This window comes from Sphaerospermopsis sp. FACHB-1194 (genome assembly GCF_014696235.1).
GTDB lineage: Bacteria > Cyanobacteriota > Cyanobacteriia > Cyanobacteriales > Nostocaceae > Sphaerospermopsis > Sphaerospermopsis kisseleviana.
On the sequence record NZ_JACJPU010000014.1, the window covers coordinates 1 to 15,780 of the forward strand.

Annotated in this window: 15 protein-coding genes; 5 read left to right on the forward strand and 10 right to left on the reverse strand. The window is 36.0% G+C overall.

The window, feature by feature from the left end; all coding sequences use genetic code 11:
- The first annotated feature begins 215 nt into the window (after window positions 1–215).
- The 3 genes from H6F45_RS10430 (at window position 216) to H6F45_RS10440 (ending at window position 2,816) form a co-directional block, all read left to right on the forward strand.
- Complete coding sequence (locus H6F45_RS10430; RefSeq protein WP_190347138.1) at window positions 216–1,472, forward strand: ribulose bisphosphate carboxylase small subunit; 1,257 nt, start codon at window positions 216–218, stop codon at window positions 1,470–1,472.
- 165 nt (window positions 1,473–1,637) lie between these two features.
- Complete coding sequence (locus tag H6F45_RS10435; protein ID WP_347237725.1) at window positions 1,638–1,943, forward strand: HNH endonuclease family protein; 306 nt, start codon at window positions 1,638–1,640, stop codon at window positions 1,941–1,943.
- A gap of 171 nt (window positions 1,944–2,114) precedes the next feature.
- A complete protein-coding gene (locus H6F45_RS10440; RefSeq protein ID WP_137668909.1) occupies window positions 2,115–2,816 on the forward strand; it encodes a Uma2 family endonuclease in 702 nt (233 codons plus the stop codon).
- A 165-nt stretch (window positions 2,817–2,981) separates the two neighbouring features.
- Here the strand turns inward: H6F45_RS10440 and H6F45_RS10445 are convergent, their stop codons facing one another.
- The 7 genes from H6F45_RS10445 to H6F45_RS10475 all read right to left on the reverse strand — a co-directional run bounded on the left by H6F45_RS10445 (window position 2,982) and on the right by H6F45_RS10475 (window position 11,421).
- Window positions 2,982–4,130 carry a glycosyltransferase family 4 protein gene (locus H6F45_RS10445; protein ID WP_190347139.1) on the reverse strand — a complete coding sequence of 383 codons (1,149 nt, stop codon included), beginning with the start codon at window positions 4,128–4,130 and terminating at the stop codon, window positions 2,982–2,984.
- A gap of 327 nt (window positions 4,131–4,457) precedes the next feature.
- On the reverse strand, window positions 4,458–6,119 hold the full coding sequence (locus H6F45_RS10450) for an MFS transporter (RefSeq protein ID WP_190347140.1): 1,662 nt from the start codon (window positions 6,117–6,119) through the stop codon (window positions 4,458–4,460).
- Window positions 6,103–7,041, reverse strand: a complete 939-nt coding sequence (gene recO, locus H6F45_RS10455) for a DNA repair protein RecO (RefSeq protein WP_137668912.1) — start codon at window positions 7,039–7,041, stop codon at window positions 6,103–6,105. Before recO ends, H6F45_RS10450 begins: the two co-directional genes overlap by 17 nt.
- Before the next feature lie 188 nt (window positions 7,042–7,229).
- Window positions 7,230–7,916 (reverse strand): deoxyribose-phosphate aldolase, encoded by a 687-nt coding sequence (gene deoC / locus H6F45_RS10460; RefSeq protein WP_190347141.1) that lies wholly within the window; start codon window positions 7,914–7,916, stop codon window positions 7,230–7,232.
- Between the two features lie 81 nt (window positions 7,917–7,997).
- Window positions 7,998–9,128 carry a DNA cytosine methyltransferase gene (locus H6F45_RS10465; RefSeq protein WP_190347142.1) on the reverse strand — a complete coding sequence of 377 codons (1,131 nt, stop codon included), beginning with the start codon at window positions 9,126–9,128 and terminating at the stop codon, window positions 7,998–8,000.
- A 551-nt stretch (window positions 9,129–9,679) separates the two neighbouring features.
- Window positions 9,680–10,279 (reverse strand): hypothetical protein, encoded by a 600-nt coding sequence (locus H6F45_RS10470; protein WP_242052589.1) that lies wholly within the window; start codon window positions 10,277–10,279, stop codon window positions 9,680–9,682.
- A 2-nt stretch (window positions 10,280–10,281) separates the two neighbouring features.
- Window positions 10,282–11,421 (reverse strand): type IV toxin-antitoxin system AbiEi family antitoxin, encoded by a 1,140-nt coding sequence (locus tag H6F45_RS10475; RefSeq protein ID WP_137668217.1) that lies wholly within the window; start codon window positions 11,419–11,421, stop codon window positions 10,282–10,284.
- 67 nt (window positions 11,422–11,488) lie between these two features.
- Here H6F45_RS10475 and H6F45_RS10480 point away from each other — a divergent pair, with 67 nt between their 5' ends.
- Window positions 11,489–11,992 carry a hypothetical protein gene (locus tag H6F45_RS10480; RefSeq protein ID WP_096572298.1) on the forward strand — a complete coding sequence of 168 codons (504 nt, stop codon included), beginning with the start codon at window positions 11,489–11,491 and terminating at the stop codon, window positions 11,990–11,992.
- Window positions 11,993–12,107: 115 nt separating this feature from the next.
- Here the strand turns inward: H6F45_RS10480 and H6F45_RS10485 are convergent, their stop codons facing one another.
- Window positions 12,108–12,314: a hypothetical protein gene (locus H6F45_RS10485; protein WP_096572883.1), complete on the reverse strand. Its 207-nt coding sequence runs from the start codon at window positions 12,312–12,314 to the stop codon at window positions 12,108–12,110.
- A 211-nt stretch (window positions 12,315–12,525) separates the two neighbouring features.
- Complete coding sequence (locus H6F45_RS10490) at window positions 12,526–13,902, reverse strand: DUF697 domain-containing protein (protein ID WP_190347175.1); 1,377 nt, start codon at window positions 13,900–13,902, stop codon at window positions 12,526–12,528.
- 210 nt (window positions 13,903–14,112) lie between these two features.
- On the opposite strand from H6F45_RS10490, the gene H6F45_RS10495 reads away from it, so the two are divergent.
- The gene (locus tag H6F45_RS10495; protein ID WP_096572299.1) at window positions 14,113–14,625 is read left to right on the forward strand and encodes a DUF29 family protein; all 513 of its coding nucleotides are present in this window, start codon (window positions 14,113–14,115) and stop codon (window positions 14,623–14,625) included.
- A 64-nt stretch (window positions 14,626–14,689) separates the two neighbouring features.
- On the opposite strand, the gene lpxD is transcribed toward H6F45_RS10495, so the two are convergent.
- Window positions 14,690–15,742 (reverse strand): UDP-3-O-(3-hydroxymyristoyl)glucosamine N-acyltransferase, encoded by a 1,053-nt coding sequence (lpxD, locus tag H6F45_RS10500; protein WP_137668218.1) that lies wholly within the window; start codon window positions 15,740–15,742, stop codon window positions 14,690–14,692.
- Between the last annotated feature and the right edge of the window lie 38 nt (window positions 15,743–15,780).

Consider the following 15,780-nt stretch of genomic DNA (forward strand, 5'->3'; position numbering starts at 1 on the left):
TAATTTAAAACAAGAAGCGGTCAGATTGATCGTGTTAGCCTGTGGACTAGATAGTGCCGACACTGCTAGGGTGAAACAGGAAGAAAAAGCCAACTTTTGTTAGCATTAGTTAGCTTTTTTGTATCGGAAAAATCCCCCAAACGATTTTAAGTTTTAATTTTGGTTTTCAGTCAAAAGTCAAAACTTTGATAATAACTTTCTTTTATAATAAAATTATGGGTTACTACATCTCCCCTCGGTTTCTGGATAAAATTGCTGTTCACATCACCAAAAACTTTTTAAATATTCCCGGTGTGCGAGTTCCCTTAATTTTAGGGATTCATGGAAAAAAAGGTGAAGGTAAATCTTTTCAATGTGAATTAGCATTTGAAAAAATGGGTATAGGTGTCACCCTCATTTCTGGAGGAGAATTAGAAAGTCCAGATGCAGGAGATCCAGCACGGTTAATTCGTTTGCGTTATCGAGAAACCGCAGAATTAGTTAAGGTGCGGGGTAAAATGTGCGTCTTAATGATTAATGATTTAGATGCAGGTGCAGGACGCTTTGACGAAGGTACTCAATACACAGTTAATACTCAGTTGGTAAATGCAACATTAATGAATATTGCAGATAATCCCACTGATGTACAATTACCAGGAAGTTATGATGCTAACCCTATTCGTCGTGTTCCCATTATTGTTACAGGAAATGATTTTTCTACTCTCTATGCACCATTAATTAGAGATGGAAGAATGGAGAAGTTTTACTGGGAACCCAACCGTGATGATAAGGTAGGAGTTGTGGGGGGAATTTTTGCGGAAGATGGACTTTCACAAAGAGAAATTGAACAGTTAGTAGATACTTTCTCTCATCAGTCTATTGACTTTTTTAGTGCTTTGCGTTCTCGCATTTATGATGAACAAATTCGTGATTTTATTCATCAAATAGGTTATGAAAAAATCTCAATGCGAGTGGTTAATAGTGTAGAACCACCACCAGAATTTAAGAAACCTGATTTTAGTTTATCCCATTTAATTGAATCTGGTAATTTAATGGTAGGTGAACAAAAACGGGTGGAAACTTCCCATTTAGTTGATGAATATAATCGTTTAAATCGGGGTAGACTTTATAAATCTCAAGCTGTTATTAAAGAAACACCTGTTAGTCAACCTGTAACTAATGGAAATGGAAATAATAGCATTACAAATAAAAGTCATTTAAGTTTAGAGACACAGGAACAAGTCCGGCAAATTTTATCCCAAGGTTATAAAATTGGTGTAGAACACGTTGATGAAAGACGTTTTCGCGCTGGTTCGTGGCAAAGTTGTGGTACTTTACAGATAGATGGTGAATCTGATGCGATTTCAACTTTAGAATCTTGTTTAGCTGAATATAGTGGTGAATATGTGCGGTTGGTAGGTGTTGATCCGAAAGCAAAACGTCGGGTGATGGAAACTATTATTCAGCGTCCAAGTGGGAAGGGGAGCAATTAGGAAAATATTGGATTTTAGTAGTAATTATTTATCTCTATTAGTGGGGTAAATAATTACATTTTTATATTAATTTTCTTTGGAAAAATTACACAGGTTTTAGAGCTTTTAAATGATGTTTATGAACAATTTGATACGAACAAATCTGGTTCGGATTGGGAATACTTTATAGGGATAAAATCTGATTTTGATAAACCAGATCAAATAGATAAATACATAAAGATGCTTGGTAATCTTACCTTGCTAGAAAAACCTATTAATGCTTCAATACAGGATAAACCTTTTCAAATTAAGAAAAATGCCTATCCAAAATCTAAGTTTTTAATTACTAAATCAATAGGAGAAAAAGTTAATATTGGTTCAAATACATCAATTGATCGTGCAGTCCAAGATTTAGAACCATTTGATAACTGGAACTCTGAGTCAATAGAAATGCGTCAAGATATTCTTGCTCAATTAGCCACAAAAATTTGAGATATTGATATAAATTCGTAGTGTAACAGTAATTTATGTCGTATTAATTGATAGAGCAACCAAATACAAATTTTAACAATCAGGTTTAATAATTTTGTTTTTTAGTTCAAACCAACCTACATAAATTTATGTTAAAATCCAAAAATTACAACTTGATGCCATATCAAATTTATGATCATTGCACAAGAATTAGAAACACAAGAAAACATCTCCCAAGATGTAATTTTTCCCCCTGGTGATTTATATAGTGATGAACCCCCCGTGGAAACAGAACTGCATCTCAGACAAATAATCCTACTTTTCCAATGTCTAGAATGGTTGTGGAAAGATAGAAATGATTTCTATGCTACTGGAAACATGAGCATTTACTATAGTCCTAACCAGAAAAAATCAGAATATTTTCGTGGTCCAGATTTCTTTGTGGTATTGGGAACTGAACGCAAAACCCGTAAAAGTTGGGTAGTGTGGGATGAAGATGGTAAATATCCTAATTTAATTGTCGAAATACTCTCACCCAGTACAGCAAATACAGATCGAGAATTTAAAAAAGAACTTTATCAAAATACATTCCGTACACCAGATTATTTTTGGTTTGATCCTTATACTTTAGAATTTGCAGGTTTTCATTTAGTAGATGGAGAATATCAACCTTTAATAGTAAATGAAAAAGGACATCTTTGGAGTCAACAGTTAGGTTTATATTTGGGTATTCATGATGGTTTATTGCGATATTTCACACCCGCAGGAATTTTAGTTCCTACACCTGAAGAAAGCGCGGAAGCAGAAGCAGAAGCACGAAAATTAGCGGATCAAAAAGCATCCCGTTTAGCTGACAAATTGCGAGAGTTAAATATTGATCCTGAGACTATTTAAGACTATTTAAAGTTTATCAATAATGGACAATTGACAAATTACCTCTCCCTTCAAATCAGAGAATGGAAAAATCAGCATTTTTGGCTTTTTCCCCTTGAAGGGGGAGGTTTTAAACCCTGAATGAAACACTTATCAATTATCAATTGTCAATTGTCAATTGATCACTTAAACACCCCAACCTAATGTTACAGGACGCTTTGCTAAAACTTGTGTATAAAGTTCTGCTAAGGAACTGATATTATCACTCAGGGTATAGCGTTCTAAAACTCGTTTTCTTGCTTTTTGCCCCAACATGGTTGTTAACTCTGGATGATCTTGGAATAGTGGTAAAAGGGTTTTGAGTTGCGATCGCACAGTTTTAGAATTAATTACTACCCCAGCACCTTTTTCCAATACCTCCCCATCTGCACCGACATCAGTCGCTAAACAAGCTAAACCACAGGACATTGCTTCTAACAAAGACAGGGATAAACCCTCTACCAAAGAAGGTAAAATAAATACATCTGCCCCCCGTAAAATTTCTATACGGCGTTCTTCATTAGCGACAAAACCTAACCAGATAATGCCATATTCTGAGCCATAAAATGGTTCTAAAGATGCTCTCAATAGACCATCACCCACTATTAAAAGCTTACTACCAGCAGCCATATCTGACTGTTTCCAAGCTCGTAATAGGGATTCTACATTTTTTTCCGGTGCAATACGGCCTTGGTAAACAAACAAACGTTCAGCATTAAATTCTTGTTTGATATGGGAAACCCCAGGGGAATATTTAACAGTATCAACACCATTAGGAATAACGGCGATTTTTTCTTCCCTAACTCCCATTTTTGCTAATAATTCTCGTTGAATTTGGGAAAATACGATCACCTTATCATAATTATCTAAAAAAGGTGCGTATAGCTGATAAGCTAAAAGTTGCGTACCAGAAATTAATTTTGCTCCTTTACCAGCAAAGGCAGTGTGAAAAGTAGCAATCAGGGGTAAATTTAATTCTTTGCAAATTTCTGGTAAAACAAAGTCCAGAGTGGATAAAGTCAAGGAAGCATGGACTATTTGTGGTTGTATTTCCCGCAATGCGTCTTTTAAAACCTTAGTGGCATTAAAAGCGGGAAGTGTGTAAACTTGGGACTTATAAATAAAAGGTAGGGGAACTTCTTTAAAATTTGGCCAGTTATCTGGTTCAGAGTCGTCTTGAGCAAAGTGAAGAAAACTTACATCATGTCCCCTATCTAATAATCCATTTGTAATTTCCCGACTATAGGTGACATTACCGCAAAAGGGTGATTTTTTTCCAATCCAGGCTATACGCATTCTTTAATTAGCTGTTGATAAAATCGGTTTGAAATGATTGGGGTTTTATACTTAGCTGTTTTTATCCCGTGATACTTGCTGCTTTTTGTGCATCAATAAATTAATGCCATATCTTTATTAAATATCCCAGCTATCAGCCAAGTCAAATAGCAAATTTATGGCTTTATTTGTGGTGTTTTTAAGTTGGGAATTAATCAACTTGATCGCCAATCAATTAGGATCAGGTTTCATTAATCCTCAGCAAGTATGTCCTGAATTTTCGCTGGATTAAGTTTAGCACGAAAACCAGTGATTTTATTAACTTTTTGATGATTGACTAACTGATAACTAGGTACGGGAATTATACCAGGTGAAGATACCTCCGAAAAAGACGATCACAGCCAAGGACAAAAAGACTGATTTTAAGCCAATGAAAGTTTCCGCTACACCTGCTAAAGCTAAAGGTAGAGTCAGGGCAATATTAACCACATTATTTTGCAGTCCAAACACTTTACCGCGCATTTCTGGGGGTGTTTCGGTTTGGATAGCGGTTTGCATGGGAATACCAACCAAAGCGCCAAACACACCTAATAAAGTTATGAAAAGCAGCACTAGCGATAGCTGGGTTGTGAAGAGTGAAAGACCAACTAAAGATGCAGCCATACCCAGACAACCCCAGAGGCTAAGTTGTCGATAGGAAAAACGTTGACCAAATTGGCCGAGAATTGTCGCGCCTCCTGCAATACCAACACCACCCGCTGCAAGTAAAAAACCGAATTGGGAAGCTTTTAAATTAGGGATAATTTCTGCCATGCGAACGGCGAGAACGGTTAAAGCTGCAAACACAGAAAATAAGATAATTAATTGTAAAAGAGCATTGCGGACGCGGTGATTTTCTTTGAGGTAACGTAAACCGTCCCGCAGGTCTTCAAAAACGTGAGGAAATTCTGTTTCTGGCGGGTGCGGTTTTTCGTTGGTTTTGAGGAGGAATAAAATCATGCCAGCGATCGCATAACAACCACCAACTAAAATTTCTTTACCTAGTCCCCCACTACCGCCAAATTTTGCCCAAATACTATCAGCTAAAACTAACACTGGTTCGCCCACAGCAAAACCAACAATTACCGATGCCATCATCGTTGTTGTGTACAGGGAATTAGCAGAAAGTAAATGTTTTTCTTCCACCACTAAAGGAATGGCTGCTTGTTCTGCTGGTGCGAAAAACTGTGTTAATGTGGAAACCAAAAAAGTCACCAGTAAGATCATTAAAAAACCCACTGGCAAAACTCCCACAGGCTGCCAATCATGGGTTAACCACAGTAAAAAAGGAATTGCTAAAACGAGGATACCGCGCCAAATATTTGATGCTACCAATACAGCTTTTTTTGACCAGCGATCCACAAACACACCAGCCACTGAACCAAACAAAACTGCGGGAATGGTAAAGATCATCATTAACGCTGACACCCAAGCACTGATACTTTGACCACCTTGTTGAAACTCACTGTTAATCAAAGCAATCATCAATACTAGATATACTTTATCAGCCAGTTGACAAAAAACTTGTCCTCCCCACAGTGCTAGGAAATTTGGGTTTTTTAATACAGGAAAAAATCCCTTTTCTTCCACATCACTTGATGCTGAATTTCTACCTGAACCAGAACCGTTTAATGGTAATGTTTCTGTTTCTAGGGGTGATGTTACTTGTAAACTTTTTTCCGTAGTATTAACCTTAGTATTAACCTTACCATTTTCACCATTACTTGTTCCTGAAATTGGTGAATCTATATCTGATGGTTGAGGTATATTCACATCAAGTTCTGATGTCAAATTTTTCTCATCAGCAACTTCTTTGAGAGACATTTCTGGACTATTAATTTTGCCAGAGTTGAGGGGTGAAACAGAACTTAAATGATTAGGTCTTGAAGATTCTGATACCCTATTCTTGTTGTTAGCTTGGCTAGGTGATAAAGGCTGAATTTTTCGATCCAAATCAGACGATTGCATCATGGTTAGCGGCAAAATAAGAATCTATCAATGTGGCAGAGCGAATAGGGCGACCCAGGTGATACTGGGTGTACTGGCGCAAAATTTGCTCAACAGATAACCAGCCATCATCTGCGGCTGCATCTATTTGCATTATCCCTGGTTGGGACAAATGTTGGAGCATTTCTAATTCTTTTGCACCCAAACGACGGGAAATTTTTGGTAGGTCTTGGTGATGGAAAAGGGTTTGATAACCCGCTTTGGGGGAATTATTGGCCGATGGAGAAATTTCTGCTTCCTGTTTTCTTTCTTCCTGTTTTTGCCGTTCCCTTTGTTTTCTTAACTGTTCCCACGCTTGTAAGCAAACTGTTCCCCCCGCAGCAATGCTAAAACCTGCTTGCCAGTTGGGGTTGGTCAGGTCTGGAGTTAGGGGACGCTGGGTTAAGCAACAAAATTGCACTTGTGGGGTTAATCCTGCTAAAGCTAGGAGGTGAAATACTCCATGCGCTAAATATGCTACTACATCTTGTCCTTGATTTTTTGGTAAAGCTTCTAAACGCTGGAGATGTTCGTTAAGTACCTCATAAAGTTCTTCTTGGGGATGTTCGCTTAAAGCTTGACACAGAACTATTTCCGCTAAATATTGACTAGCAGCTAATTTTCCCAAGTCTTTGGTTAGACCTGGGTAGGTTTTTATAGTTTCGGCTTGAGTAATTCTATTGAGAGTTGATGTAGCTGGTTGTGATAATCGCCCTTGAGAAATGAGCAGTTGATTAACTACAAACATTCCACTTCTCCCACCCAGACTGGAGTTATGTTTCCGTGAACCAGGAGCGATCGCCCGAATCAAACCAAATTCTTTGGTTAAAATTGTCACTATTTTATCTGACTCTCCTAATGCCTGGGTTTTCAGATTAATACCAGTTGCTTGATAAGTTCTACTCATTAGTTATTAGTCATTAGTTATTAGTCATTAGTTATTTTTACCCAGTCACCAGTCCCCAGTCTCCAGTCACCAGTCCCCAGTCACCAGTCCCCAGTCACCAGTCTCCAGTCACCAGTCCCCAGTCACCAGTCCCCAGTCACCAGTCCCCAGTCTCCAGTCACCAGTCACCAGTCCCCAGTCCCCAGTCCCTAATCACCAGTCACCTCTTCTTGGCGATCGCGCTGACGCAGTAAGTCTATACCGCGAGATGTTCCTAATCTGGTAGCACCAGCCATAATTAAATCTAAAGCGTCGTTATGGGTGCGAATCCCTCCTGATGCTTTAATTCCCACCCTGTCCCGTGCTATTTCTTTTAATAGGCGTACATCTGCTACAGTTGCTCCTCCATTCCAACCTGTACTGGTTTTTAAGAATGCAGCACCCGCATCCATAGCTAGTTCGGCTGCAAGTTTTTTTTCTGCATCCGTGAGTAAACTGGTTTCTAAAATTACCTTTACAGGTTTTCCAGTTTCTTCACAAATTGTAGCAATTTCCTGGTGTACTTCCTCGCTTTTACCTGCTTTCAACCAACCTAAGTTAATCACCAAATCTAACTCTGTTGCACCATTTTCCACAGCTTCTTGCGCTTCATATAACTTCACGGCTGAAGTCGTCAAACCAGTAGGAAAACCAATCACAGTACAAACTTGGGGGTTTTTGTTGTGCAGCAGTTGGGCAGCTTGTTTGACATAACAGGGATGGATACAAACCGATGCAAAATTAAATCTATATGCTTCTTCACACCATCTTTCAACCTGCTCTGGGGTAGTAGTTGGTAATAGCAGGGAGTGATCGATAAATGGCGCAATATCAATGTTGGGGGAGTCTGCTGCCATTGTTAAGTCTGCCAGTTAGGGATTATTAATCTTTATGAAAATTTAAGATGTTTCTTCTCTATTAAATCATATTTGGAGGAGTCAGGAGTCAGAAAACTTTTTAATATACAAAAAATCAAGTATACTTTGAGCTAATGCTTTCCCTGCTAAGTACGGAACACCATTACCCACGGTTTTAAACATATTCGTAAGTGACATATTTTCTGGAAGTGAAAAATTAGCGGGTAAAGATTGAATAGCTAAAGCTTCAGATACAGAAATACGTCGCACTTTGTAAGGATGTAAATGTACTTCATTATTTCCATAACAAGCTGTAGGAGAATAACGCCATCGGTGCAAACGTTTAAATGATTTTTTAGAATCATCTCCTTCAGCAATAGTTAAAAATTTAGTGATACCTGCTCGTGGGTGAAAATAATGTTTTGAATTAGGATGATTAAGCACATTATTTTTTATAAACCAATATTCAACAGTTAATTCTTGGGGAATATTATCAGGACAATAGGTGATAGAATTTTCTTTAAAAGGTTCGGTTTTATTCCAAGAATATGCAAACACTTGATTTTGAGGATATAAAATATATTCTTCCCAAGGAAAGGTAAAATCATCAATTTCCATACAATTGAGCAGATTATTTTTAAAACCTATTAAAATAATTCTATCTCTATCTTGAGGTACACCATATTCAATAGCATTAATTAAACGTTCTGTTAAAATATAACCAGATTGCTGTAATTTAATTTTCAAAGATTCATAAAATAAACGATGTTTTTTAGTTCTCCATAAACCCTTAACATTTTCAAACAAAAAGAAATCAGGTAAATTTTGACAAATCAACTCAATATAAGATTCCGATAATTTACCATTATCCCCCAAATGTCCTTTGTTTTTACCACCAATAGAAAAATCAGGACAAGGTGGACCACCAATAAAGCCAATTATATTATTTGATTTTCGGGAATCTTTGACTAATTCATTTAATTTTTGTGCCGCATTTCCTTGAGTTAATTTACTGACATCTGCTTCCTCACCCTCATGATATCCATATTCAGGAGATGGGAGTTTAAGAATTTCCCGTGAATAGCGATAAGCAGACATGAAATGGGGGAATATTTCGTTAATGTATGCGATTTTATAACCTGTATTGTCAAATCCTAAATCGAGGAAACCTGAACCGGAGAAGAAGGAAAATATGGTAGGTTTAATTTTCATAATAAACAAGGATGGAAAATTTTACTAATGTTGTCATATTGAACTACATTGTAAATCAAATTTGATGTATATAATATAATAATCTGCCAAGAAATGAATTAAGAGTCTCATAGCTCAAGTCTACTAAAGTAGACTAAAGATTGATTTTCAGTCCACTTTAGTGGACTTTGGCTATTAGCCTACGATTTCAATTGTAGGCGGGTTAGTTGCAAAATGCAAAATTTAACTCTTTGCGTCTTTGCGCCTTTGCGTGAGATTTTCTTATAAATCAATTAATAACTTAAAAAAGTGTAACCTCCTATAATCAATCATTCAGAAAAATTAGTGAACCCATATTGCAATGCTTCAAAACGTTTCACTATTTTATCAAAATTTTCATCCCATTCTTGAACATCTGGAGTTTTAGGTACACATTCGGAAATATATTTATCTTGAAATTCTAGTATTGTACTAACAATTTCCTTGACTTTATTAAAAGTTTCAATTTTAAATTTACTTTGAATATTTCTACCTATAAAAATAATAGCCGCTTCATCTACTTCAAATCTTCCTTATATAATTTCATCAATAAATTCATCATAAACTCGCTGTTCATCTTCTTCATTGGGAGACTTTAGCAGGACTGTAATAATATCTTTCAAATCTTTCTTTTCCTTTCTCTCATTCCAAGCAAGTAGTTTCAAAGCGATAAAAGCGTCAATATCAGCTACCCGAATTTCTACGTTGTCAATTACTATAATCTCTGTATTTGCAAAAGCTTCTTCTAAACCTAAAATACTCATTTGATTACCATCAGGCCAGTTAATTTCCTGCTTTGGTTTACTGATATTACCAAAAGGAATAACATCAACTTCTAGTCCAGTTTCAATATGAATAAACTTATGAGTGACGCTGGTTATCTTAAATAGAGGATTATTTCCAGTTGTCATTTTGGTTATTAACAGCTTATATTTATCCCAATTATCTAATTTTACTGCCACATCCCAATCTTTAGTTGCACGACCTTGAACTTTATATTGACTATCAAATATTAATATTCTTGCTTGAGCGCCTATCAATAACATAGGAACTTCTAAAGAATCAATGATAGATTTAAAATCAGTGAGGAATTTTTTAGTTTCTGAGTCAATTTGAGTATATAAGTTTTTCATCTTTATACCATTTCTGCAATTTCTTGTCTGACAATAATATATTTTTCATACAAACGTTTAGCTGTTTCTTTGAGTCTTGTATCTGGATTTAAAGACAATTCTGCATGAATAAGTAACGGATCTACTACAGGTTCAGATGAGTTATATTTAGGTTGATTTTTATTACCAAATTGCTTCAAAATGATAATATTCCCCTTGGGATCTGGTTTGAGACGCAACATGGTTGTGATCACACGATAATTGTATTCTTCAGGAATATGAATAGTCATGCTGATAGGTTTTAAATACCCTGTGAGTATTGCAGCACCTAATTCTCCTCCAATTATAATTTTTTCATCTTCTGCTATTGCTAATATTCGTTGTGATATGCTATGAAAATCTACATTTATATTTTCTCTAGGGGTAAATGTTCCTATCAAAAGTTCTGGACGTAAATTTTCTATATACCCCATTTCCCATCTTTCTAATAGCTTTGTGTAATTTTCAATCCGATATGTTCCACTGCGTTGACGCTGTAAATAATTCAGTTGATACAAAGTTTCGAGACTGCGTTTTACTGTTTTAGTATCAACTCCCGCAGCATTCGCTATCAGTTCTAAAAGACTGAGTTTAACAGTCGTAGAATCAACAACTGCAACGTTTACTATTTGTTCTAAATTATGATATTGTAAAATACTTGGATCTTGAAGTAAAGCATAAGCAACTTTTAGGGCGCTGGTAGTAATTTTAGGAGCAGATAGTAATTTTTTGCTCTGTTGTGAACTACTTCTAACTAAAATATATAAGGACGAATTATTAAGGTAAATATTACCTATCGTGTCAATAAATTCTATATTGTTTTCTAGTAATGACTCTACAACAGCATCAGAAAGTGTGTCTGTAATTAGCAATGTTCTCTTATCACTGCTCAGTTTTTGCTTCAGATGATTGATATAATTAATATTTGCATCAACTGTATCTAAAGTGATGGATGCTTTAATTTCAACTAAATATTTAACTTGGTTATGAGGCGTATATATTGTTAACAACCCATCCGCTAGAGTGTTTTCTAAAAAAGGTTCTATAGTTGTTGTTGTCTCTATCTGAGGTAGTTCTTCCAGCTTTTGTATACATTTTTGTAACCAAGGATGTTTAGGCTGCATAGTATGTTACAACTATAGATTAATTAAAATGTTTTATAATCTCAATTATAACAAACAGGTGTAAAAAATGTTTAAACTCCAAAGAATATTCATGACCTTGATATTAATCGCACTACAACTGATATACCCGATCGCTAATTTATTTACCCAGATCAAATATTTTTTCCAAAAACGTGCAGCATTGAAAAAACATCAAGAAATTATCACTTGGGTAAAGACTCAAAACCTCCCCTTAGACACCAGCGCAGATTTTAAATTACCTACTCGTTTACTTGGTATTACTCATAATGACTTAGTTCAAGTGCTGCATTCTGCTGATGATAAATACTATGTAGCAATCATAATTAATCATAGCTTAAATATCATAGGTACAACATACACAGCTAGAGGTTTATTTGTTTGTGATTCACCTTTAAACAACAAATACTTAACCAAAATTCCTGGTGTTTGTCACAGGATCAATATTTTAGGAGAATATCAAAAACCTTATCCAATCGCTTGGGCGTTTACTAATCTTGAGGTTGAACACAAATATAATGATTATTTATTTGCCGTTTATCGTCAGCTTTAACTAATTTAAGTAATTTGTGAATTGATAAATCAGGTATTTAGGAGAGTTTAACCAAAAAATATAATTACTTGATAGGTACAAAAAAATCATACCTATTAAGTATTATTTTCAATCATTAATTTGCTTTTTCAGCTAATGCTTCTAAATGAAAAGCAAGGTTATTGAGTGCAAATTGAATTTCCATACTGTAAGCTAAACTTTTCCATCTGGGGGTGGTTGCATGATCTAATGCTGTTGTGTCTAGGTATCTTGCAAAAACAACAAGTTTTTCTGAGTCTGTTTTTGCTGTAGCTAAATTATCCAAAAATTCTTGAGGTGTCATAAATTTACCAATAGTTTCAACATCTGAGAAAATCACAGACATTATCATAAACCCTACCACAAAATAAATCTGTTCAAAATCGCATGAAATTTGAGTGATTTAAAAAATATTTTGACTTCTGACTTCTGACTGCTAAATTCTGACAATAAAACCCGCTTTTTATTTGGGAATAACTCCACTGCAAGCGGGTTTGTAATTTCTGTGTACAAAATTATCCCAATACTTCAACTGGTTTTGTTTCTGGTAATAACCGTTTCACACCTTGTTTAACAAATGCTTCCAAAACAGCAATTTTTTGATTTTGCTGGAATACATTTTGCAAAACTTGGCGTAATTTTTCCAGGTTTAAACCAGTTCCTGTTTCTAATGCTATTTCTTGCTGTTCAAAATATTCAACCAAACTTAAACCAGCAATTTTGGTTAAATAAGCAGCACTCACACCTTCAACTACTCCCCCTGCAACGAAGGTGACAGCATTAGTTTTGAGAATACCTGTTACTGCTCTAGTAGATAATTCTACTAATCCTAATTTCAACATTAAGCTTCCCATAGTGACCGCTACTTGTTGCGCCTGTTCTAAGGAAATTTTTTGTTGATAAATATTACCTAAATCCATTACCATTTGTGCATTAATAGCCGCAGTTGCTAATATATCCAAAGCGGGAATTGGGTTGGCAAAAGCAGCAGCAGCAGCTATCCACTGATTTTGTTCTATGATGGGTGTTGAGCGATCGCGTCTGATGCTATTTAAACAATTTTTCGCTTCCGCTTTGAGTAACAGCACTTTCCGCATTGTTGTTGTACAAACTAGCTGCTGTTTTTGTTGTGTTAAAACTTCAACTAATTTTTCTGTTAATTCTTGAATGTTTGGTGTTGGTTTTTCCATCCATTCTTGTACAGAACCATCAGCTTCATGTTTTCTCACTTTTACAGGTAAAGGTGAAGCGGAAGTTGCAACTACATTACCAGAAACTCTTTGTTTCAAGGATTGCAAAATTGTAGCGCGTTCATCTACTATATACTGATCTTGTTTATTAAAAACCAGCAATACTGATTGTTTTACAGCTTTTAATTGTTGCCAAACTTGAAATTCTGAATCTGTTAAATCTCCATTGGTAAGAAATAAAACAAAATCAGATTTTTGCAGTTCTGATAATGTAACCGCATCAGAATTTTCATTCATTCCTGTAAATAAAGGTGCTGTTTCTACAAAATGTAGAGAGTTTGTAGATAAAGTTTCTACATTTTTGAGAGTTTGAATAATTGTACTTTTACCTACAGACTTACCACCTGTAACAGCAATTTGAATTTCTCGTCTATCCAACTCTAAAAGTAATTGTTCCAGTTGTTCACGTAAAGTTGTTAAGCTGGCATGGTTGACTGCTTCTTGTGCGAGTTGGTTGATGATAGCTTGGGTTTTATTGACTGCATTTTCTACAGATGACCTATCTATAACCATATTATCTAGCTGTTCACCAATCTGGGGGCGATTTTTCTGCAACAACCACAAACCCCCACCAACGACTAAAGCACTCAACAGACCAAACTCTCCTACCTGTACTATTGAATCATGCCAGGTGTCTAACATCCACAGGGAAACGGACAAACCCAGTCCTCCCACTAATATTGGTTTATGTAACTTCACAATTCTGATTCTCCGCACTTTTGATGGTTGTATCTCCAGAATATATCAAAACCGGCTGATTCAAGTTAGACAAATGAACAAATTTAACTATAAAATACAATTAAGGATTGTCTGAATCAATATTCTCTTACTTATAGTTTGAGGTGAATACAGATGACACAGGAATTAATTGACCTCAGAAATAGCATTTTAGCAGGACGTTACACAGATGCTCTGGCAATTGTTGATGAATTAGAGGGAATGAGTAAAAAGGCTATTTTGCGGCAGATTAAATCCTTTTTAAAGATTCTGCTCATACATTTAATTAAGAATCAAATAGAACAGAAATTAACCAATTCTTGGGCTGCTTCTATTCGTAATGCTATCTTGGAAATTCAAGAGGTGAATTTGAAAGATAATCAAAAATCTCATTATATCAATGAAGATGAATGGCAAACTTATTTAGAAGATGAACTTACACCAGCAATAGCAGATGCTAGTTTAGAGGTTTTGCATGGTACTTTAAAACGAAAACAAATTTCCCAAATGTTAAATAAATCCCAATTAATATTAAATGCAACTGAGTTATTAGGAATGACATATAACTATACAAATAGAGAATTACCTGATGTTATAGATGATTATTTTGCTCAATTACCAGGGGGTGAAGATTGGCTTAATAGCTAGAATTATCCAAAGTAGTAAAATATTATCAATTCAAAACAGGCAAGATGCCTGTTCCACAAAAAAATTAATCTGACTTTTTCCCTAGTTGACGTTGCAATTGTTTGAAAGTTTGATATATCTCTGGAAGACGGCTATAAATAGCAGATACTTTCAGGTATAATTTGTGTGGTACTGCAGGAGTACCAGAGACGATTTCTCCTGGTGCAACATTGTTATGAATACCTGTTTGAGCAGAGGCGATCGCCCCATCTCCAATTGTTACTTGGTTTGCTATTCCGCTTTGTCCTGCTAAAATGACTCTGTTTCCTACTTTTACACCTCCGGCCATCCCAGCTTGTCCAGCAATAGCACAACCTGATCCAATTTGGCAACCGTGAGCAATTTGTACTAAGTTGTCAATTTTAGTATTTTTACCAATGCGGGTTTCACCAACTGCGGGACGATCAACTGCACTGTTACAACCTATTTCTACCCCATCTTCTAAAACTGTATAACCAGATTGTTCCATTTTTAACCAACCTGTGCGAGTGGGAACAAAACCAAAACCTTCTGCACCGATGACAGCACCGCTATGAATTACGCAGTCTGCACCGATTTGGGTACGTTCATGGATGGTACAGTTAGCGTGTAAGGTGGTGCGATCGCCAATTTTTACATCAGGATAAATCACGACGTTGGGGTGAATAATTACACCATTACCAATTTCTGCACCTGGAGAAATGACAACATGAGCGCCAATATAAACATTATTACCGATTTTGGCGGTGGGGTCAATAACGGCACTGGGATGAATTTCTGGGGTAGGTTGATAGGGTTGGTAAAAAAGAGCGATCGCTTGAGCAAATAATAACCGGGGTTCGGGAGTTGCTAACCAAGCAATACCCCTTTCTGTAGCTTGAGTGTGTAATTTTTCATCCAGAGGTAAAATTAAAGCACTGGCAACAGTAGAATTAACTAAAGATGCAAATTTTCCCCCTTCCACATAGGTGATAGTACCGCTTGTAGCTTCATCTATAGCTGCAACTCCGGTAATTTCTGGGTTGAGTTCTGGGTTCAGGGTGAGACTGTGAGCTTGAATATTGTCACTTAATTTACTAACAATTTCGCTGAATAACATGATTTAATTTTGAGCATCTGAGGTTTCTGACAATGATC

Bases quoted from the DNA above. Each gene is read 5' to 3' on its own strand.
- H6F45_RS10445 (WP_190347139.1), bottom strand. From the start codon at position 4,130: ATGCGTATAGCCTGGATTGGAAAAAAATCACCCTTTTGCGGTAATGTC.
- recO (WP_137668912.1), bottom strand. From the start codon at position 7,041: ATGAGTAGAACTTATCAAGCAACTGGTATTAATCTGAAAACCCAGGCA.
- H6F45_RS10480 (WP_096572298.1), top strand. From the start codon at position 11,489: ATGTTTAAACTCCAAAGAATATTCATGACCTTGATATTAATCGCACTA.
- H6F45_RS10450 (WP_190347140.1), bottom strand. From the start codon at position 6,119: ATGATGCAATCGTCTGATTTGGATCGAAAAATTCAGCCTTTATCACCT.
- H6F45_RS10485 (WP_096572883.1), bottom strand. From the start codon at position 12,314: ATGACACCTCAAGAATTTTTGGATAATTTAGCTACAGCAAAAACAGAC.
- deoC (WP_190347141.1), bottom strand. From the start codon at position 7,916: ATGGCAGCAGACTCCCCCAACATTGATATTGCGCCATTTATCGATCAC.
- lpxD (WP_137668218.1), bottom strand. From the start codon at position 15,742: ATGTTATTCAGCGAAATTGTTAGTAAATTAAGTGACAATATTCAAGCT.
- H6F45_RS10475 (WP_137668217.1), bottom strand. From the start codon at position 11,421: ATGCAGCCTAAACATCCTTGGTTACAAAAATGTATACAAAAGCTGGAA.
- H6F45_RS10470 (WP_242052589.1), bottom strand. From the start codon at position 10,279: ATGAAAAACTTATATACTCAAATTGACTCAGAAACTAAAAAATTCCTC.
- H6F45_RS10465 (WP_190347142.1), bottom strand. From the start codon at position 9,128: ATGAAAATTAAACCTACCATATTTTCCTTCTTCTCCGGTTCAGGTTTC.
- H6F45_RS10490 (WP_190347175.1), bottom strand. From the start codon at position 13,902: ATGTTAGACACCTGGCATGATTCAATAGTACAGGTAGGAGAGTTTGGT.
- H6F45_RS10430 (WP_190347138.1), top strand. From the start codon at position 216: ATGGGTTACTACATCTCCCCTCGGTTTCTGGATAAAATTGCTGTTCAC.
- H6F45_RS10440 (WP_137668909.1), top strand. From the start codon at position 2,115: ATGATCATTGCACAAGAATTAGAAACACAAGAAAACATCTCCCAAGAT.
- H6F45_RS10495 (WP_096572299.1), top strand. From the start codon at position 14,113: ATGACACAGGAATTAATTGACCTCAGAAATAGCATTTTAGCAGGACGT.